Annotated in this window: 18 protein-coding genes and 1 riboswitch; of the genes, 12 read left to right on the top strand and 6 right to left on the bottom strand. The window is 63.4% G+C overall.

Annotated features, from left to right (window positions below):
• Positions 1-4 precede the first annotated feature (4 nt).
• The 3 genes from INT29_RS15290 (at position 5) to INT29_RS15280 (ending at position 1,825) form a co-directional block, all read left to right on the top strand.
• Positions 5-757: a class I SAM-dependent methyltransferase gene (locus INT29_RS15290; RefSeq protein ID WP_193072224.1), complete on the top strand. Its 753-nt coding sequence runs from the start codon at positions 5-7 to the stop codon at positions 755-757.
• A gap of 126 nt (positions 758-883) precedes the next feature.
• Complete coding sequence (locus INT29_RS15285) at positions 884-1,204, top strand: putative quinol monooxygenase (RefSeq protein WP_193072222.1); 321 nt, start codon at positions 884-886, stop codon at positions 1,202-1,204.
• Between the two features lie 75 nt (positions 1,205-1,279).
• Positions 1,280-1,825, top strand: a complete 546-nt coding sequence (locus INT29_RS15280) for a hypothetical protein (protein WP_193072220.1) — start codon at positions 1,280-1,282, stop codon at positions 1,823-1,825.
• Here the strand turns inward: INT29_RS15280 and INT29_RS15275 are convergent.
• The 5 genes from INT29_RS15275 to INT29_RS15255 all read right to left on the bottom strand — a co-directional run bounded on the left by INT29_RS15275 (position 1,822) and on the right by INT29_RS15255 (position 6,502).
• The gene (locus tag INT29_RS15275; RefSeq protein ID WP_096162142.1) at positions 1,822-2,655 is read right to left on the bottom strand and encodes an energy-coupling factor transporter transmembrane component T family protein; all 834 of its coding nucleotides are present in this window, start codon (positions 2,653-2,655) and stop codon (positions 1,822-1,824) included. The genes INT29_RS15280 and INT29_RS15275 overlap by 4 nt on opposite strands.
• Positions 2,652-4,148, bottom strand: a complete 1,497-nt coding sequence (locus INT29_RS15270; protein WP_193072218.1) for an ABC transporter ATP-binding protein — start codon at positions 4,146-4,148, stop codon at positions 2,652-2,654. Before INT29_RS15270 ends, INT29_RS15275 begins: the two co-directional genes overlap by 4 nt.
• Positions 4,148-4,777: an ECF transporter S component gene (locus tag INT29_RS15265; protein WP_101570555.1), complete on the bottom strand. Its 630-nt coding sequence runs from the start codon at positions 4,775-4,777 to the stop codon at positions 4,148-4,150. Before INT29_RS15265 ends, INT29_RS15270 begins: the two co-directional genes overlap by 1 nt.
• 23 nt (positions 4,778-4,800) lie before the next feature.
• Positions 4,801-4,909: riboswitch (TPP riboswitch) on the bottom strand.
• 26 nt (positions 4,910-4,935) lie between these two features.
• Positions 4,936-5,844: a universal stress protein gene (locus INT29_RS15260; protein WP_193072216.1), complete on the bottom strand. Its 909-nt coding sequence runs from the start codon at positions 5,842-5,844 to the stop codon at positions 4,936-4,938.
• Positions 5,845-5,962: 118 nt separating this feature from the next.
• A complete protein-coding gene (locus INT29_RS15255; RefSeq protein WP_096162138.1) occupies positions 5,963-6,502 on the bottom strand; it encodes a DUF4916 domain-containing protein in 540 nt (179 codons plus the stop codon).
• A 202-nt stretch (positions 6,503-6,704) separates the two neighbouring features.
• Between INT29_RS15255 and INT29_RS15250 the strand changes: the two genes are divergently transcribed.
• The 8 genes from INT29_RS15250 (at position 6,705) to glpK (ending at position 16,272) form a co-directional block, all read left to right on the top strand.
• Positions 6,705-8,201, top strand: coding sequence for an MmgE/PrpD family protein (locus INT29_RS15250; protein ID WP_101570550.1), 1,497 nt, complete (start codon positions 6,705-6,707; stop codon positions 8,199-8,201).
• A complete protein-coding gene (gene prpB, locus INT29_RS15245) occupies positions 8,201-9,106 on the top strand; it encodes a methylisocitrate lyase (RefSeq protein ID WP_101570549.1) in 906 nt (301 codons plus the stop codon). The genes INT29_RS15250 and prpB overlap by 1 nt, the downstream gene beginning before the upstream one ends.
• The gene (locus tag INT29_RS15240) at positions 9,103-10,224 is read left to right on the top strand and encodes a bifunctional 2-methylcitrate synthase/citrate synthase (protein ID WP_193072214.1); all 1,122 of its coding nucleotides are present in this window, start codon (positions 9,103-9,105) and stop codon (positions 10,222-10,224) included. Before prpB ends, INT29_RS15240 begins: the two co-directional genes overlap by 4 nt.
• Positions 10,225-10,250: 26 nt before the next feature.
• Positions 10,251-11,042 carry an enoyl-CoA hydratase/isomerase family protein gene (locus INT29_RS15235; protein ID WP_101570545.1) on the top strand — a complete coding sequence of 264 codons (792 nt, stop codon included), beginning with the start codon at positions 10,251-10,253 and terminating at the stop codon, positions 11,040-11,042.
• Between the two features lie 22 nt (positions 11,043-11,064).
• Positions 11,065-12,030 carry a Ppx/GppA phosphatase family protein gene (locus INT29_RS15230; protein ID WP_193072212.1) on the top strand — a complete coding sequence of 322 codons (966 nt, stop codon included), beginning with the start codon at positions 11,065-11,067 and terminating at the stop codon, positions 12,028-12,030.
• Between the two features lie 143 nt (positions 12,031-12,173).
• Entirely contained in the window at positions 12,174-13,895 is a 1,722-nt protein-coding gene (locus tag INT29_RS15225) for a glycerol-3-phosphate dehydrogenase/oxidase (protein ID WP_193072210.1), read from the top strand.
• Positions 13,896-13,933: 38 nt separating this feature from the next.
• On the top strand, positions 13,934-14,656 hold the full coding sequence (locus tag INT29_RS15220; RefSeq protein WP_101570539.1) for an MIP/aquaporin family protein: 723 nt from the start codon (positions 13,934-13,936) through the stop codon (positions 14,654-14,656).
• An 83-nt stretch (positions 14,657-14,739) separates the two neighbouring features.
• Positions 14,740-16,272 carry a glycerol kinase GlpK gene (glpK, locus tag INT29_RS15215; protein ID WP_193072208.1) on the top strand — a complete coding sequence of 511 codons (1,533 nt, stop codon included), beginning with the start codon at positions 14,740-14,742 and terminating at the stop codon, positions 16,270-16,272.
• A gap of 35 nt (positions 16,273-16,307) precedes the next feature.
• Here glpK and INT29_RS15210 read toward each other — a convergent pair whose 3' ends face one another.
• A complete protein-coding gene (locus INT29_RS15210) occupies positions 16,308-16,871 on the bottom strand; it encodes a GNAT family N-acetyltransferase (RefSeq protein WP_193072206.1) in 564 nt (187 codons plus the stop codon).
• Between the two features lie 74 nt (positions 16,872-16,945).
• On the opposite strand from INT29_RS15210, the gene INT29_RS15205 reads away from it, so the two are divergent.
• Entirely contained in the window at positions 16,946-17,959 is a 1,014-nt protein-coding gene (locus INT29_RS15205) for a sugar phosphate isomerase/epimerase family protein (RefSeq protein ID WP_193072204.1), read from the top strand.

Raw genomic sequence — 17,959 nt, 5'->3', positions numbered from 1 at the left:
TCAAATGAGCAATCGCGCCTATGAAGAAGAGCTGCTCGCCGCCATCTACGACGACGACAATCCGGATGGACCCGACCACGACTACTTCCGCGAACTCGCACTGGAGCTGTCGGCGACTCGCATCACAGATCTGGGGTGCGGCACAGGAATCCTGACCGCGACAGTGACCGAGCCGGGGCGCACCGTCGTCGGAATTGACCCTGCCGCGGCAATGCTTGAACGTGCCGCGGCGCGCCCCGGAGGCGACACGGTGGAATGGCGTCTTGGAACGTCTGCACTGATTGAGCCCGATTCCAGCGACCTCATCGTGATGAGCGGAAATGTCGCGATGCACATCCTCGGCGATGCCTGGACTGCCACCCTGCGCGATATCAGTCGAGGACTGCGCAGAGGTGGTGTCCTGGCCTTCGAAGCTCGCAACCCGCTGGCTCAGGCGTGGAGAAATTGGAACAGGCCAGCCCAGATTCGGGAGACCGCAGCCGGGTCGCTGCGAGAGAAAACGACCACCTCGGAGCCGGACGACGAGGGCATCATCACCATGGACAGTGTCAACGAATTCCGCGATGCCGACCAGGTGATCAGCGTCAGCCAGCGACTGCAGTTTCGAACCTTCGAGATTCTTCGTGACGACCTGAGCGCGGCTGGTATGAGAGTGCGCGACAGCTGGCAGAACTGGGATCGCACACCGTTCACCGGGTCCGCCGATGAGCCGCTGATGATCATTGAAGCTGTGAACGCCGACGATCTGCACACCTGAGAACTTCCCGTGCGGCTCTGGGGGTGCTCCACGGTGACTCTTGGAGCGTGGGCCGAAACATGATTGGCTGGTGGCGTCGGTTCGACACGGTCCGACGGAGTTCGCACGAATACAGGAGCGGTCAGCATGATTTTCATCGTTGTGAAGTACGACGTGAAGCCCGAAAGCGTCGAGAAGTTCCCCGAGGCCGTGCGTGCCTTCACCGAGGCAGTGCGACAGGAGCCCGGCAACCTGTGGTTCGAATGGTCGAAGAGCCTGGAGAAGGACAACGAGTTCGTGCTCATCGAAGCATTCACCGACGAAGGGGCAGAGCCTCACGTCAAGAGCGATCATTTCGCCGCCGGCCTCGCGGCCATGCGCCCGCATCTGGCGTCGACGCCGAAGATCATCTCCCGCAAGATCGACGGCGAAGGCTGGGACGAGATGGGTGAACTGCAGATCGACTGACCTGGCCCACCCGCAGCCAGCCTGCAAACGCGTCGACCCTGTTGCTTTCATGGCGCGGTTGCTTAGACTTCACTCATGGCGACCAAAGCGATGAATGTGGCGGCAATCGAGCAGGCCCTCGGTGAGCCCTGGGCGGAGACCAGAGCCCGGCTCGAAGCGGCCGGAGGGGCGTCGGCGAGTCACAAGGAACTCGCCGACGCCCTCTACCCGCAGTTCGATGGAGTCGTAGAGAAACACGGCTGGTGGGTTCAGGGCGCGGTCGTCGCCTTTGAACAGGAGATCGGCAGGCGAGTGCCCGGCCAGCGGGCCGACGGCACCTTCGACGTCGCGGTCTCTCGCACCGTGACCGGTCAGCGTGATGACGTCATCACCCGATTCGCCTTCCTCATCGATGAGGGAACATTGGCAGGCCTGGCCCTCGACGGTGAGGCCCGGACTTCGAAGACGCCGAAGCGCTCCTTCTGGCGGGCGGACCTCGAGGACGGGACCAAGTTCGAGGCAGCGGCCGAACGGAAAGACGAGAACAGAACACTCCTCGTCCTCACCGTCTCCAAACTCCCCAGCGCCGAGAGGCTCGAGGAATGGCGGTCAGACCTGAAGGGTCTTCTCTCCCAGATCTAGTTCCCGCCGACGATCGGGTTCCAGGTTCCGAGCATGTGGGCAGCCACGATGGCAAGAGCACAGACTGCCAGAGACACCACCACCGCCAGACGGTCATCGGAGCCGAAGGTCGACGCTCGACGCCAGGTCCGCCCAGGACGGCCGAACGCACGGCCCTCCATCGCCATCGCCAAGGTGGTGCCGCGACGAATCGACTGCACCAGCAGCACGAAGATGCCGGCGAACAGACTGCGCGTGCGCCGGACGATCGAACCGCCGGCAATGCCCCTGGCCCGTCTGGCCATCGCCAGGGTCTGCCATTCGCTGACGAGCAGACCGAGCAGTCTGCTGGCTGCCAGCACCGAGACGACAACCACCTCGGGCAGACGCAGCCGCTGGACTAGCGCATCCGCTAAGTCACGGGGATCGATGGTCGAGGCGAGCACGATCAGTGGAATCGCCAGAGCCAGGGCGCGCAGGAAGATCGCTGTGGCAGCCTCCAACGAGCCAGTTGTCATCAGGATCGGACCGACGTCGATGACCACCTCACCAGTCTTCTCCGCCAAGATCGCCGTACCCCACGCGGCCAACAGCGCACCGAGAGGCAGGAACCACAGTCGTTTGAGAGCAGCCCGCAGATCGAGCCCCGTCGCCGGCAGCGCAAACAGGCAGAATCCGAGGACGACTCCCGCCGAGACCACATCGATGCTCAGCAGAGTCCCGACCATGAGGATGAGCGCCACAGCGATCTTCGTCAGCGGATTGCACCTGACCAGCGCCGTCCTGCGCACAAGCGGAATGAGCTGACCCGGATCATGAACTGCGACTGGTGACGGTGTTGGTGCACTCAATTCTCTCGCCCCTCCTGGGTGTCTCCAGCTCCGGATGTCTGCTTCTTGCGCTGAGCACCGCCGAGGACGACGCGTCTGGCCCCGATCGCTTCGAGGAAGGCATGATCGTGACTGATGGCGACCACCGTTGATCCGCGTGCGAGGACATCGAGGAACTGCCCGACCAGCCCTGCCCAGGTCAGGGCGTCCTGACCGAAGGTCGGCTCGTCGACGATGAGCAGCTGCGGGCGGGGAGCCATCATCGCCGCCACCGACAGTCGCCGCTTCTCACCACCGGAGAGCCCCTGCGGATGTGCATCAGCGAGACTTTCAAGGCCCAGCGCCTGCAGCAGTTCGGCGACACGCTCCTCAACCTGGACCGCTGACCATCCGGCCAGACGCGGACCCAGCGCCAGCTCCTCGGCGACGCTGGAGCGCAGGAACTGATGCTCAGGCTCCTGGAACACCATCCCAATGCGAGGAGCCAGGAGTGCTGAGGGCCAGCGGAAGGGCCTGGCATGCTTGGCCCCGGAGCGTAGGGAACCCAACGCATTGACCTCGCCACCGAACTCGGGAATGAGGCCGGCCAGGGTCAGTGCCAGCGTTGATTTTCCGGCACCATTGGCGCCGATGATGCCCACTGCTTCACCTGTACGGATGGACAGATCGAGGCCAGCCGCGGCCGCAGCCTTCGCCCGCGGACGAGCAACGTCGAGTCGTTCGGTCCTGAGGACGAGGTCGCCGTCCGGCCTGGATTCGGTGCGCAACGGTCCCGCACGCCCAGGCACCCAGATTCCACACTCAATCAGCGCCTCTGCGAGTTCCGGATCACCGAAGACCAGCCTCGGCGGGCCTTGTGTGAGCAGACCATCTGGGCCCAGGACGATCACGGTGTCCACATGATCGAGCCACAGATCGACCCGGTGTTCGACGATGATCATCGTCGCCGAGGTGGCCGCCTGGGTGCCGAGGACAGCATCACGAACGGAGACGGCCGAGTCCGGATCGATGTTCGCAGTCGGCTCGTCGAGGATGATCACCTGCGGTGCCATGGCATGGATTCCGGCCAGCGCCAGCCGCTGCTTCTGACCTCCGGACAGGGCCGCGGTGGGATGGTCGTGGGGCAGATCGAGGCCCAAGGCCGCCAGCGAAGTGGAGATCCGGTCTTCGATGACATCAGCGGGCAGCCCCAGATTCTCCATGCCGAAGGCGACATCGTCACCGGCGCGGGAGAAGATCACCTGCGAATCGGGATCCTGCAGAACCAGCCCGGCATCACCTCGGCGAGGGTCGGGTGGCCGGTCACCGATGCGCAGCTGGCCGGTGGCCTCACCGGACTCGGCAGGCAGAACCCCGGCGATCGCATGTAAGAGAGTGGTCTTGCCGGCCCCGGAGGGACCGAGCAGAAGCACCTTCTCACCCGCATCGATGCGCAGATCGAGCGGGCCCACCGCAGGTTCGTCACGATCTGCATGGCGCCACGAAAACCCCTGGGCGCGAATCGGCAGAGCCATCAGCGCAGGCGGCCGGAGGCGAAGGAGGACAGTGCCCCGGTCTTCGCGATCGCACGGTAGGCGAACCACGCGCCGATGCCGGAGATGACGACGCCGGAGATGATTGCGCACACCGTGTAGGCCGCCTGGAAGCCGAACTGCCATTCGGCGTTGTACATGATGTTCTCGCTCACGGACATGAACGCGGCCGCCAGCAATCCGGCCAGGCTCGTGACCCACAGATTGAACTTCCGATAGCCGAAGGCGGCGAAGATGAGCTCGGCGCCGAGGCCCTGGACGAGCCCGGAGAGCAGGACGGTGGCTCCGAAGTGGGAACCGAGGACCGCTTCGACGATGGCGGCGATCAGCTCGCACAGAAGGGCGGCACCTGGTTTGCGGATGATGGCCCCGGCCAGTGGACCGGCGAGAACCCACAGGCCGGCGATGAGGCCGATCGAGGGTGGAAAGGCCTGGAACCCGAGTTCGAGGACCTTCCAACTCAGGGCCAAGACCCAGAAGATGAGTCCGACGCCGATTCCGAGCACAGCGGTGACGACGTAGTCGACGACCCTCCACTGCTTCGACGCCGGTGCTTGGGAATAGGCTCGTGCGGTCTTCGCAGTGGATTGCGGCGCGGTTGTTTCTGGCATTGTGCCTCCTCATATCAAGGAGGGGTAGAAGAGTCTCGACTTCCTTCGGCGGTGCTAGCCGCATCAGGTTCGAGGGTCTGCAGCTTCATCTGCACTCTCAGCACCCATTTCGGCGCTCCCCTGTCGTGGCAACCACTGTACAGCAGGTAGGACGGGACTCAGCTCGGGACGACCATGACCGGACCCTCGGCATGGTGGAGGACTCTGCGTGAGGTGGAACCCAGAATGGCGCTTCGGATTGCTCCGCGGCCGCGAGTGCCCAGGACGGTCAGCTGCGCGGTCCGCGAGGCTTCGCCGAGCACCTCTGCAGGATCTCCGGTCGGCACCGTTGCACTCACTCGCAGATCGGTGAACTGCTGTGTCACCGTCGCGACCTCGGTCTCAAGCGCGGTCTCGAGCTCCAATCTTCTTCGGCCGGTGACCTCGGAGCTCAGCTCGAGCTCGGGATACCAGTAGAGCCATTCATCTCCAGAGGGCAGGACGGAGACGATCTCGAGGGCTGCTCCTCGTGAAGCAGCCACCTCGGCTGCGCTGAACATGGCCATCCGGCCGAACTCGGAGCCATCGACGGCGACGACGACCGCACCTGAATTCGAATCTGAGTGGTGGCCGGGAATGACTATCGTCGGGCAGTGCGAGTGCGCGGGCAGAGCCGTGGACACCGAACCGAGGATCCGTCCCATGAACCCGCCGCGACCGCGTGACCCCACGACAACCGTCCGGGCGTGAGCGCTCAGGTCTCGCAGGACGCCGGCGGCATCGCCTTCTTGGGCGCGGTAGGAGACAGGGCCCGGGTGGGCGCTCAGCTGCTCGGCCGCCTCGGTGAGGGTCTTCTCGACTCCTCGGTGCGCAGCTTCGAGCTCATTGTGCTCTGGCATGGACGCAATGTTCGGATAGATCATCGTGGGCACGGTGTAGGCGGAGACCACGGTGAGCGCGATGCGGCGGCGGGCGGCTTCGGCTGCTCCGTATTCGAGTGCGCGTACGGCGAGTTCTGAGCCGTCGTATCCGACGAGGATTCCGAGTTTCGTCGATGTCTGTTCAGGTGAGAGCTTCTCGGCAGTCATAGCAGACCTCCCAAAGGGGGCCGACGCTACCCTGACGAGGACGATGGCCCCGATCATCAGAACCGTTCTGGTCAGGACTATTCTACCAAGATTCTTCTACGGAATGTAGAGGAAAGCCTCAGATCGCGAAGCCCATATGGGCAAGCGCGTAGCGGAGGATGTGCTCCTGTCCGTGGCACATCTCGCCGACGATATCGGAGCGCAGAGTCTCTTCCGGGGTCAGCCAGTCGAGGCTCAGTGCATCGGCGCGGGGAGTGCACTCACCGCGGACTTCGAGGATGAAGCACATCGAGATCGCATGTTGGCGAGGGTCGTGGAGGAGCGAGGATCCCTCGGTGGGGAAGTACTCGGCGATGTGGAAGGGTGCGATCGCGGGCGGAATCACCGGCAGCGCCATCGGGCCGAGGTCGTTCTCCGCGTGGCGCATCAGCGCCGCACGGATGCTCTCATGAAAGCGAATGCGTCCGCCGACGACCTCTCGGCCCAGGGTTCCGTCGTCCAGGCTGCGCAGCAGCAGCCCGATCCGTTCGACGTCTCCGGACTCGCCCACCCGGACAGGGATCGCGTTGACATAGGGGATGGGCAGTCGCCGTCGCAGCTGAGCGAACTCGGCATCATCGAACCAGTTCTCGTCGAAGTCCAGAGCAGTGCGCGTCATGGCTCAATTGTGTCACAGTTCACCGGCGCGCTCGAGAGTTCCGATGGGTGGGACCGGGTGGTGGTTCTTCGTTGGAGTCGGGTAAAGTATCTTGATGTCGAGATAAAATTCTGGCCAGACCGTGACAGTGAAGTGACGTAGCCTACAGTTGTGTCAGCCACTGACAGACCTGAACGGTCAAGGATGTTTGAAGGGGTTAACCATGATCAATCATGAAGTCCGTACGCACAAGAGCTCAGAGAACCTGGCTCGCGAAGACCAACTCGCCTGGAAGATCGCCGAGGTCGCATCAGACCCGACTCCAGTGGATTCAGAGGTCACCGAAATGGTGATCAACCGCGTCATCGACAACGCCTCGGTGGCCGCAGCCTCGGTGCGCCGCTCGGCTCCGCTGCACGCACGCGAACAGGCGCAGACCCACCCGTACTCACCTGGTGCCACCGTCTTCGGTCTGCCCCTGGGTGAGCACTTCTCCCCGGAATGGGCAGCCTGGGCCAATGGAGTCGCCGTTCGTGAACTCGACTTCCATGACACCTTCCTCGCCGCCGAGTACTCACACCCCGGCGACAACATTCCACCGGTTCTCGCAGTCGCCCAGCACAAGGGCATCAGCGGCAAGGACCTCATCAACGGCATCGCGACCGGATACGAGATCCAGGTCGACCTGGTCAAGGGAATGTGCCTGCACGAGCACAAGATCGACCACGTCGCCCACCTCGGCCCATCTGCGGCTGCCGGTATCGGCGCCATGCTCGGCCTCGACACCGAGGTCACCTTCCAGGCGATCCAGCAGGCGCTGCACGTGACCACCGCGACCCGTCAGTCCCGCAAGGGCGAGATCTCGTCGTGGAAGGCACACGCCCCCGCATTCGCCGGCAAGATGGCTGTCGAATCAGTCGACCGTGCCATGCGCGGTGAGGGCGCACCCAACCCGATCTACGAAGGTGAAGACGGCTTCATCGCCTGGATCCTCTCCGGACCCGAGGCTCGATACACCATCCCTCTGCCAGGTGCAGGCGAAGCCAAGCGCGCGATCCTCGACACCTACACCAAGGAGCACTCGGCCGAGTACCAGGCGCAGGCGCTCATCGACCTCGCCCGCAAGCTCGGTGGCGAGATCGAGGATCTGAGCAAGATCAAGCGCATCGTCATCCACACCTCGCACCACACGCACAACGTCATCGGCACCGGCGCGAACGATCCGCAGAAGATGGATCCCAAGGCCAGCCGCGAGACCCTTGACCACTCGATCATGTACATCTTCGCTGTGGCTATGGAAGACCAGGGCTGGCACCACGAGCACTCCTACGCTCCCGAGCGTGCCGGACGTCCCGAAACGGTCCAGCTGTGGCACAAGATCGAGACCACCGAAGACAAGGAATGGACTCGCCGCTACCACTCGATCGATCCCAATGAGAAGGCCTTCGGCGGCCGCGTGGAGATCGAATTCGAAGACGGTTCGACTCTCGTCGACGAGATCGCAGTGGCCGACGCGCACCCCTTCGGTGCTCGTCCCTTCGCCCGCGCGAACTACGTCGAGAAGTTCAAGACCCTGTCCGAAGGCGTCCTCACCGGTGCCGAACAGACTCGCTTCCTCGACCTGGCCGAGAACCTCGAGAACCTCGACGCCAAGGGCGTGGCTGAGCTCAGCTTCACCGTTGACGGACTCGAGCACACCGGTTCGAAGGGCATCTTCTGATGTTGGGGGCAACCGCAACCCCGGCCGAGCGTCGGAAGAAGTTCCGTGAGCTCCTCGCCGGTGACCAGATCGTCCAGTTCCCCGGAGCCATCAACCCGATCAACGCTCAGATCATCGAGCAGACCGGGTTCGAGGGTGTCTACATCTCCGGCGGTGCCTTCTCCGCAGCCATGGGCCTGCCCGATATCGGACTCACCACGCTCACCGAGGTGGCCGATCACGGACGCAACATCGCCCGGGTGACGAACCTGCCGACCTTCATCGACGCCGACACCGGCTGGGGCGAGGCCATGAACGTGGCGCGCACCATCCAGGAATTCGAAGACGCCGGAATCTCGGGGATGCACCTCGAGGATCAGGTGAACCCGAAGCGCTGCGGCCACCTCGACGGCAAAGAGGTTGTCACCGCTGCCGAGATGTCCAAACGCATCGCCGCTGCGGTCAAGGGGCGCCGGGACGAGAACTTCGTCATCAGCGCCCGCACCGACTCCCGCGCAGGCGAAGGTCTCGACGCGGCGATCGATCGCGCGAAGGCCTATGTCGACGCGGGTGCGGACCTGATCTTCCCCGAAGCCATGCGCGATCTCGGCGAATTCGAGAAATTCGCAAGCAGCGTGGATGTTCCGATTTTGGCGAACATGACAGAATTCGGAAAGAGCGAACTGTTCACGACCGAGCAGTTGGCGAACGTCGGAGTGAAAATCGTGATCTACCCGGTCACAACTCTGCGTCTCGCCATGGGTGCGATCAAATCGGGCCTGCAGACCATTCGCGACCAGGGCACCCAGGTGGACCTGCTCGAGGGAATGCAGACTCGTGCGGACCTGTACGACACGATCGACTACGCTGCGTACAACGATTTTGATGCAGCCGTATTCAACTTTTCACAGGAGGGTCACAAGTGACCGAAGAAATCAAGAAGGGCCTCGCCGGCGTCGTCGTCGACACCACGGCCGTTTCGAAGGTAGTCCAGGAAACGAACTCGCTCACCTACCGCGGGTACCCCGTGCAGGAACTCGCTGCACAGCGCAACTTCGAAGACGTCGCCTACCTGATCTGGAACGGTGGACTTCCGAACCAGGCTCAGCTCGACGAGTTCAAGGCCCGCGAGCGTTCACAGCGCAAGATCGACGACAAGCTGATCCAGCTCATCCTCGATCTGCCCAAGGACTGCCACCCGATGCACGTGGTGCAGACGGCAGTGTCCTACCTCGGTGCCGTCGACCCTGAAGCAGACGTCGAAGGTGAAGAGGCCAACTTGGCCAAGGCCGAGCGTCTCTACGCGCAGCTGCCCACGATTGTGGCCGTCGACCACCGTCGCCGTCACGGCCTGGACCCGGTCGCTCCGACCGAGGACCTCGACTACGCCGCGAACTTCTTCAAGATGGTCTTCGACGAGGTTCCCGACGAAGCGGTCTTGCGCTGCTTCGACATCTCGATGATCCTCTACGCAGAGCACTCGTTCAACGCCTCGACGTTCACCACCCGCGTCATCACCTCGACTACGGCCGACCTGTATTCGGCAGTCGCCGGTGGCGTCGGCGCCCTCAAGGGCCCCCTGCACGGTGGCGCCAATGAGGCAGTCATGGCGATGCTCGAAGAGGTCGGCACCGCCGATAAAGCTGCGGAATGGATCGACAATGCTCTGGCCAACAAGGCCAAGATCATGGGCTTCGGTCACCGTGTCTACAAGAACGGCGACTCGCGCGTGCCGACCATGCGCAAGGCCTTCGAGAACATGGTCGCGGCCAAGGGCGCAACCGATCTCCTCGACCTCTACAACGCATTCGAAGAGGACTTCGTCGGACGCAAGGGCATCTACCCGAACCTCGACTACCCCTCAGGTCCGGCGTACCACCTGATGGGCTTCGACACCGATCAGTTCACACCCATGTTCGTCATGGCCCGCATCACCGGCTGGACCGCTCACATCATGGAGCAGCAGGCCAACAACGCTCTGATCCGTCCGCTGAGCGCCTACGACGGTCACGATCAGCGCGAGGTTCCCGAAAACCGGGGCTGAATCGCTACAGCTGAAAGGCTACGCACATGACCGTTGACGGCACATACCGTCCGGTCGATCTCGAGGGTTTCGACTTCACCGTCGCAGGTGGAGTCGGAACCCTCGTCATTGATCGGCCCGAAAAACGCAACGCTATCTCCCGTCCGATGTGGCGGGCGCTGCCTGACATCATCGCCGGCATCGATGCCGATGACTCCATCGGGGCGCTGGTGATCACAGGTGCGGCCGGGCATTTCTCCGCCGGGTCCGACATCGCAGACCTGAACGTCGCCCTCGCCGACTTCTGGGAACTCAATTCGACCGCCGAGGCGGCCGTTGCCAATTCCCGGACGACGACGATCGCTGCCATCACCGGCAACTGCGTGGGAGGCGGCACCGAGATCGCGGCAGCCTGCGACATCCGCATCGCCGCCCCCGGTTCGATCTTCGGTGTCACAGCCGCGAAGCTCGGCCTCGTCTACCCACCGGGACCGACACGTCGCCTGGCCACCGTGCTCGGAGACTCCTGGGCCAGGTACCTGCTGGTCACCGCCTCGATCATCACGTTCGAGACGATGCGCGAGCTCGGATTCTTCCATGAGGTCACCGAGACTCCGCTGGCCGCAGCACAGACGATGGGCGAGAAGATCGTCGGACTCTCCCGACTGTCCCAGATCGGGTCGAAGGCGGTCCTGGCCGGCGAACTCGGAGAGACCGTCAACCCACCGCAGTGGCTCGACGAGGCGTACCGGGAGGAGATCGCCGCGGGACAGAAGGCGTTCTTCGCCAAACGCGCGCCCGAGTTCGGCTTCGCTGCAACGGATTGGTCAGCCGAGTGATATCTGGCGCTAAACTGATCGAATGCGCCTAGCAGTCCTCGATATCGGGTCCAACAGCGTCCACCTCCTCGTGGTCGACGCTCATGTCGGTGCCCCGCCCTTGCCGGCCACCTCCCACAAAGAGGTCCTGCGCCTCGCCGAGTACCTCGGTGATGACGGGATGATCGATGCCGTCGGTCAGCAGCGACTGCACAACTTCATCGCCGAGGCGGTGGAGATCGCCGAAGACCAAGGATCGGAGCAGATCCTGGCCTTCGCCACCTCGGCGATCAGGGACGCACCGAACGGTGCCGAAGTCATCGACGCGATCAATTCGCAGCTCGGCGTCACCCTCAACGTGATGTCGGGCAAGGACGAAGCCCGCGTGACGTTCCTCGCGATCAGACGCTGGTTCGGCTGGTCGGCAGGGAAGATCCTGCTGCTCGACATCGGCGGCGGCTCGCTCGAGATCGCCGCCGGCCAGGACGAATACCCCGAAGCAGCCGTGTCCGTGCCCCTGGGCGCAGGACGCACCTACTCCGACTTCCTCTCCGATCCTCTGCCCAGTGCCGAGGACATCCACAGTCTGCAGAAGTATGCCCGGTCGCAGATCGGGCGCATCGCAGGCAAGATCAACCGAGTGGGCACCTCCGACCAGGTGGTGGGCTCATCGAAGACATTCCGTTCGCTGGCACGGATCGCCGGTGCGGCGCCCAGCGGCGACGGCATCTACGCCCCACGCAAACTCTTCCGCCGCGACCTCGCCGGAATCATCGAGACGCTGTCGTCCCGGACGCCTGAAGAACGCGCCACGCTGCCCGGGGTCTCCCAGGCTCGGGCTGGTCAGATCCTCGCCGGCGCCATCGTCGCCGATGCAGCCTTCGCCATCTTCGACGTCAACGTCATGAGCATCTCCCCATGGGCACTGCGCGAAGGCATCATCATGCGCAAACTCGACCTGCTCGACTCCGCAGAGACCTCCTCGGCGATGCGAGTGGAACTGGTCTGAGCACTTTCGCTTCTGTCCGTTGTGTTTCCCTTCTGCGCATTGCCTGTTAGATTTTTCCTAACTGCCGTGCACAGGCCACATGCCGAATCCCGGGCATGATAATGGTGGGAACGCACACGCTCTGAGAAGGAAACGAACTGTCAATGCGAACTGGCGAGCTGTCCCCATCGTTCCGCGATGAAGCCCTGCACACACTTGAGAACACCACTGCCGACAATCCGCTCGACGTCTTCGTCGTGGGTGGAGGCGTCACCGGAGCGGGCTCCGCATTCGATGCGGCTACCCGCGGACTGAAGGTCGGCGTCGTCGATGCGAAGGACTGGGCCTCGGGCACATCCTCACGGTCCTCGAAACTTATGCACGGTGGTCTGCGCTACCTCGAGATGCTCGACTTCAAACTCGTGGCCGAAGCATTGAAGGAACGAGACCTCCTCCTCCAGCACACGGCCCCGCACCTGGTCGAACCCGTCGCTTTCGTCTTCCCCTTCGAACACCGTCTCATCGACCGGGCCTTCATCGGCTCCGGCGTCCTGCTCTACGACACGATGGCGACCAGGCCAGGCCGCAAACGCGCGCTGCCGATGCACCGACATCTGGGCAAGAAGGCCCTGAGCGCTCACTTCCCCGGCCTGGCCGATGAGGCTGCGGTCGGTGCCCTCGAATATTACGATGCGAAGGTCGATGACGCCCGATTCGTCATGACCCTCGTCCGCTCCGCTGTGGGCTACGGCGCTGCCGCAGCCAACCACGTGTCCGTCATCGGCTACCTTCACGACGGGGACCGAGTCTCCGGCGTCCGCGCACGCGATGAGATGACCGGTCGCGAGTTCGACATCCATTCCCGCCGCACGATCCTCGCCGGGGGTGTCTGGACCGAGGAGCAGCAGGACCTGGCCAAGGCCGATGCCGGCCTCAAAGTGCTGGCTTCCAAGGGCGTGCACATCACGGTCGATCAGGACAAGATCAAGGCCGATCCCGGCACCGGCATCATCTCGAAGACGGAGAAGTCCGTGCTCTTCGTGATCCCATGGGAAGGGTACTGGGTCATCGGCACCACCGACACCCCCTGGGACCAAGACGTCGACTCGCCGGTGGCCAACTCCGACGACATCGACTACTTGCTCAAGCACGCGAACGCGATCCTCACGGAGAAGCTGACTCGCAACGACGTCATCGGCGTCTACTCCGGACTCCGGCCGCTGCTCCAACCCGTGGTCAAGGAGGGCCAGGCCTCGACGAAGGTCTCCCGGGAGCACACGGTGATGGAGGTCGAGCCCGCGCTGGCCGCGATCGCCGGCGGCAAATTCACGACCTACCGTGTGATGGCCGAGGACGCCGTCGACTTCGTCCTCGGAGACGATGCGAAAGACCGGCGTTCACTGACCGAATCGGTTCCGCTGCTCGGCGCTCAGGGCGTCGGTGCTGTGCGACGCGGTCAGGCCGGCATCGCTGAGAAGTACGGCTGGGACGAGGAGCGGGTCAAGAGGCTCATCCGCCGCTACGGCACTCTGCTCGAGGCGATCCTCGACCTCGTCGACGAGGATCCCGACTTGGGTCGTCCGCTGCCTGGAGCCGACCGCTACCTGCGCGTCGAAGCACACTACGCGGCGTCCTCGGAAGGTGCCGTTCACCTCGGCGACATTCTCGAGCGCCGGATGCGGCTCAACTACGAGATCAAGGATCGGGGCAAGGCAGCCGCCGAGGCGGTCGCCGCTATCGTCGCCCCGATCCTCGGATGGGACGCGGAGCGAGAAGCGAACGAAATCGCGGACTTCAACAGGCACGTCGAAGCACAGATCGCTGCGGAGTCCACCCACGACGATGCTGCGGCTGCGGCACTCGTCGAAGAATCCCTGAAACCTTAATACCCGCAAGCAAGACAAACAATAGGAGTTTGTGAGATATGGGTACTATATTCCTCTATGAGATCGGCGGCACCGCCATGCTCATGCTGCTCGGCGTCGGAGTTGTCGCCAACGTGGTGTTGGGCAAGACGAAGGGCAACGGGGGAGGCTGGCTCCTCATCTCGTTCGGCTGGGGCCTCGCGGTCTTCGCCGGTGTCTTCGTCGCCTACAAGACCGGTGCGCATCTCAACCCGGCAGTGACCCTCGGCATCTGGTCCAGCGGAGCTGGAGAATACGCCGACGGCATCCCAGTGACCTTCGGAAACACCGTCGCCTACTTGGCCGCTGAGATGATCGGTGCCATGATCGGTGCCTTCCTCGCCTGGGCCGTGTACAAGAAGCACTACGACGAGGAGAAGGAAGCCGGCAACATCCTCGGCACCTTCTCCACCGGTCCGGAGATCCGCAGCTACGGCTGGAACTTCGTCACCGAGGTCATCGCCACCTTCGTCCTCGTCTTCGTGATCCTGCTCTTCGGTGGCACCCCGGACAAACTGGGACCATTGGCTGTTGCCCTCATCGTCGTCGCCATCGGCGCTTCACTGGGCGGACCCACCGGCTATGCGATCAACCCGGCCCGTGACCTCGGACCTCGTATCGTCCACGCCCTGCTGCCGATCCCGAACAAGGGCGGATCTGACTGGGCGTACTCGTGGGTACCGATCGCCGGACCGCTGACGGGAGCGATCCTTGCCGGCCTGCTGTCCCGCGCCTTCACCTAAGGTCAGCGGCCGTATAAGGCTAGTAGAACTTCGCCAGAACAGAATCACCTGTCAACCAGCACAACCTCGACATAGGAGTCAGAATGAGTCAGGAAAAGTTCATCCTCGCCGTCGATCAGGGCACCACCTCCTCGCGGGCCATCATCTTCAACCATGACGGGCAGGTCGTGTCCTCGGGCCAGCTCGAGCACGAACAGATCTTCCCCCGTGCCGGCTGGGTCGAACACGACCCGATGGAGATCATCCGCAACACGAACGAAGCCATCGGCCAGGCCCTGACCCGTGCCGACATCAACCGCCACCAGCTCGAAGGCGTCGGCATCACGAACCAGCGTGAGACCACGGTCATCTGGAACAAGAACACCGGTAAGCCCGTCTACAACGCGATCGTCTGGCAGGACACCAGAACTCAGAAGATCTGCGACGAACTCGCCGGCGACGAAGGCCCCGACAAGTACAAGGACCGCGTCGGCCTGCCCCTGGCCACCTACTTCGCTGGACCGAAGGCCAAATGGATCTTCGACAACGTCGACGGAGTCAAAGAGTCCGCCGAAGCCGGTGAACTGCTCTTCGGCACCATGGACACCTGGGTTCTCTGGAACCTCACCGGCGGCGTCAACGGCGGAGTCCACGTCACCGACGTCACGAACGCCTCGCGCACGATGCTTATGAACGTCAAGAGCCTTGACTGGAACGAGGAGATCGCCGGCGAGATGGGCATTCCCGTCTCGATGCTGCCGGAGATCAAATCCTGCTCGGAGGTGTACGGCTACGGAGCCAAGAACGGCCTCATCATCGACACTCCGGTCTGCGGCATTCTCGGTGACCAGCAGGCGGCGACCTTCGGCCAGGCTTGCTTCGAGACGGGCCAGGCCAAGAACACCTACGGCACCGGCAACTTCATGCTGATCAACACGGGCACCGAGCCTGTGGCCAGCAAGAACGGTCTGCTGACGACGGTGGCCTACAAGATCGGCGACGACGATGCGGTCTACGCACTCGAAGGCTCCATCGCCGTTACAGGTTCCCTCGTGCAGTGGCTGCGCGACAACCTCGGAATCATCTCCGATGCCCCCGAAGTGGAAACTCTGGCGAAGCAGGTCGAAGACAACGGCGGCTGCTACATCGTGCCGGCCTTCTCCGGGCTCTTCGCCCCGCACTGGGAGTCCGACGCCCGTGGCGTGATGGTGGGTCTGACCCGCTACGTCAACAAGAACCACATAGCTCGCGCGGCTCTCGAATCGGTGGCGTTCCAGTCCCGCGAGGTCCTCGACGCGATGGACCTCGACTCGGGTGTCGCACTCACCGAGCTCAAGGTCGACGGCGGCATGGTCGCCAACGAAACGCTCATGCAGTTCCAGGCCGACATCCTCGGCGTGCCCGTCATCCGTCCCGAGGTCGTCGAGACCACGGCTCTCGGTGCGGCCTATGCAGCGGGCATCGCGGTGAAGTTCTGGAACGGCGAGGAAGATGTGAAGGCCAACTGGCGTGAGGGCAAACGCTGGCAGCCGTCGATGGACGGTGACAAAGTCGATCGCGTCTACCGGCTGTGGAACAAGGCCGTCGAGAAGTCGAAGACTTGGGTAGACGAGGACGTCGAAGAACTCTACGGCTGACCTTCAGCCGAGTTCGAACCTCGCCGAGGTCGGCCTCAGCCGAGGTCGATCGTGTACATGCGCTCTGGCACCGCCGGGGACACTCCGTCGAAGACGTGGGTGATCTCCGTGCGGTGCCAGCCGTGTTTGGCATAGAACCGCATCGCCCGGTCGTTGCCTTCGGCGACCATGAGATAGGCGCGGGTGAAGCCCAGATTCCGCAGCTCGTCCTCCAAAGCGTGGAGGAGAACGGCGCCGGCACCGGTGCCGAACGCGTCTGGATGGAGGTTGATCGCAGCCAGCTGCCCCAGCCCAGAGCTGTCGGGGAGCCCGCCGAGCACCTCGGCGGTGTCCCGGGGCGGGCAGACCCCACCGAAACCTAGAATTCGGTCCTCGAGGGACGGGTCGTGGACCTCAGGTAACACGACCAATGACGACATCTGATTCGCTTCGGCGCTGAGGTTCTTCGACCACCTGTCGGTCTGTCGGTCAAGGTCGAGGGAGTCAAGAACCTCATCGGACATGATGCCGCGGTAGGTCGCCTGCCAGGCTGCGATGTGGACTGCGGCAATCTGGGCGGCATCATCGACGCGGGCCCGGCGAGCTTCGAAATCGGCCATTGATCCAGCTTAGCGCCCTCGGGGCTTATGCTTTCTGAGGGAATATGGAATCTTCGAGGACTAAACTGGGTGAGATGAGCAGGGCGAAACGGTCGAAGTCAGCACGCAAGGTGTACACCGCGAAGAATTCCGCGCGGTCCAATTCCCGACGCCACCGGGAGTACTTCGACAGCCACGAAGTCTATGATCACGAGACCCAGCACAGTTCGGAACACCGGATCCGGGTCGGACTCTCCAGCTCCTCGGTGTCGCCGATGACCGTGGCCGAGACTTTCGCTCAGGCAGCCAAGCACGGCTACGACGGTGTCGAGATCATGGTCACCCACAATGCCGAAACACGCGATATCGACCTCATCAACGGCCTCGCCGCGGAGACGGGACTCGAGGTCATGTCGCTGCACGCACCGACCCTGCTGTTCCTGCCCCGTGTCCTGCACAAAGACCACTGGGAGAAGCTGCGCATCACCGCCAACCTCGCCAAGGCCGTCGGTGCGAAGACCGTGGTCCTGCACCCGCCGTTCAGGTGGCAGGGAGAGTACGCGCTGGGCTTCGTCGACGGGGTGCGGCAGGTATCGGAGGAGACTGGGGTCGTCCTCGCGGTGGAGAACATGTACCCCTGGCGGGCAGGCGTGCGCGAGATCCTCGTCTACTATCCCGACTGGAACCCCCTCGATGAGGACTACGACGCCCTCACCTTCGATTTCTCCCACGCCTCGACAGCGGGAATGAACGCCCTTGAGACCGTTTCGGAGATCTTCGACAGACTCCGCCACGTCCACCTCACCGACGGTTCCGGATCGCTCAAGGACGAACACCTCATCCCCGGTGCGGGCACCATGCCTGTGGCCGAGACCCTGCAACATCTGGCCAAGCATGATTGGGCCGGCGACGTCGTCGTCGAAGTCAACACACGCTTCGTGACGAAGAAATCCACCCGCGAACAGATGCTCGCCGACTCCCTCGCCTTCGCCCGCACCCACCTGGGGCTGGAAGCCGAAGATGGCCATCGCAACTCCTTGAGCCACGTGCACACGAGTGAGATACGCGTCAGCGATGCACCTGCGAGCGATGACAACTCGAATTCCTGA

This window comes from Brevibacterium sp. FME37, assembly GCF_014897485.1.
GTDB lineage: Bacteria > Actinomycetota > Actinomycetes > Actinomycetales > Brevibacteriaceae > Brevibacterium.
This window is presented reverse-complemented; position numbering and strand designations above follow the sequence as displayed.

What these genes read in the sequence shown, in the direction of transcription:
- INT29_RS15235 (WP_101570545.1), top strand. Translation starts at nt 10,251, where the DNA reads ATGACCGTTGACGGCACATACCGTCCGGTCGATCTCGAGGGTTTCGAC.
- INT29_RS15205 (WP_193072204.1), top strand. Translation starts at nt 16,946, where the DNA reads ATGAGCAGGGCGAAACGGTCGAAGTCAGCACGCAAGGTGTACACCGCG.
- INT29_RS15225 (WP_193072210.1), top strand. Translation starts at nt 12,174, where the DNA reads ATGCGAACTGGCGAGCTGTCCCCATCGTTCCGCGATGAAGCCCTGCAC.
- INT29_RS15285 (WP_193072222.1), top strand. Translation starts at nt 884, where the DNA reads ATGATTTTCATCGTTGTGAAGTACGACGTGAAGCCCGAAAGCGTCGAG.
- INT29_RS15265 (WP_101570555.1), bottom strand. Translation starts at nt 4,777, where the DNA reads ATGCCAGAAACAACCGCGCCGCAATCCACTGCGAAGACCGCACGAGCC.
- INT29_RS15210 (WP_193072206.1), bottom strand. Translation starts at nt 16,871, where the DNA reads ATGGCCGATTTCGAAGCTCGCCGGGCCCGCGTCGATGATGCCGCCCAG.
- prpB (WP_101570549.1), top strand. Translation starts at nt 8,201, where the DNA reads ATGTTGGGGGCAACCGCAACCCCGGCCGAGCGTCGGAAGAAGTTCCGT.
- INT29_RS15290 (WP_193072224.1), top strand. Translation starts at nt 5, where the DNA reads ATGAGCAATCGCGCCTATGAAGAAGAGCTGCTCGCCGCCATCTACGAC.
- INT29_RS15260 (WP_193072216.1), bottom strand. Translation starts at nt 5,844, where the DNA reads ATGACTGCCGAGAAGCTCTCACCTGAACAGACATCGACGAAACTCGGA.
- INT29_RS15220 (WP_101570539.1), top strand. Translation starts at nt 13,934, where the DNA reads ATGGGTACTATATTCCTCTATGAGATCGGCGGCACCGCCATGCTCATG.
- INT29_RS15230 (WP_193072212.1), top strand. Translation starts at nt 11,065, where the DNA reads ATGCGCCTAGCAGTCCTCGATATCGGGTCCAACAGCGTCCACCTCCTC.
- glpK (WP_193072208.1), top strand. Translation starts at nt 14,740, where the DNA reads ATGAGTCAGGAAAAGTTCATCCTCGCCGTCGATCAGGGCACCACCTCC.
- INT29_RS15250 (WP_101570550.1), top strand. Translation starts at nt 6,705, where the DNA reads ATGATCAATCATGAAGTCCGTACGCACAAGAGCTCAGAGAACCTGGCT.
- INT29_RS15270 (WP_193072218.1), bottom strand. Translation starts at nt 4,148, where the DNA reads ATGGCTCTGCCGATTCGCGCCCAGGGGTTTTCGTGGCGCCATGCAGAT.
- INT29_RS15255 (WP_096162138.1), bottom strand. Translation starts at nt 6,502, where the DNA reads ATGACGCGCACTGCTCTGGACTTCGACGAGAACTGGTTCGATGATGCC.
- INT29_RS15280 (WP_193072220.1), top strand. Translation starts at nt 1,280, where the DNA reads ATGGCGACCAAAGCGATGAATGTGGCGGCAATCGAGCAGGCCCTCGGT.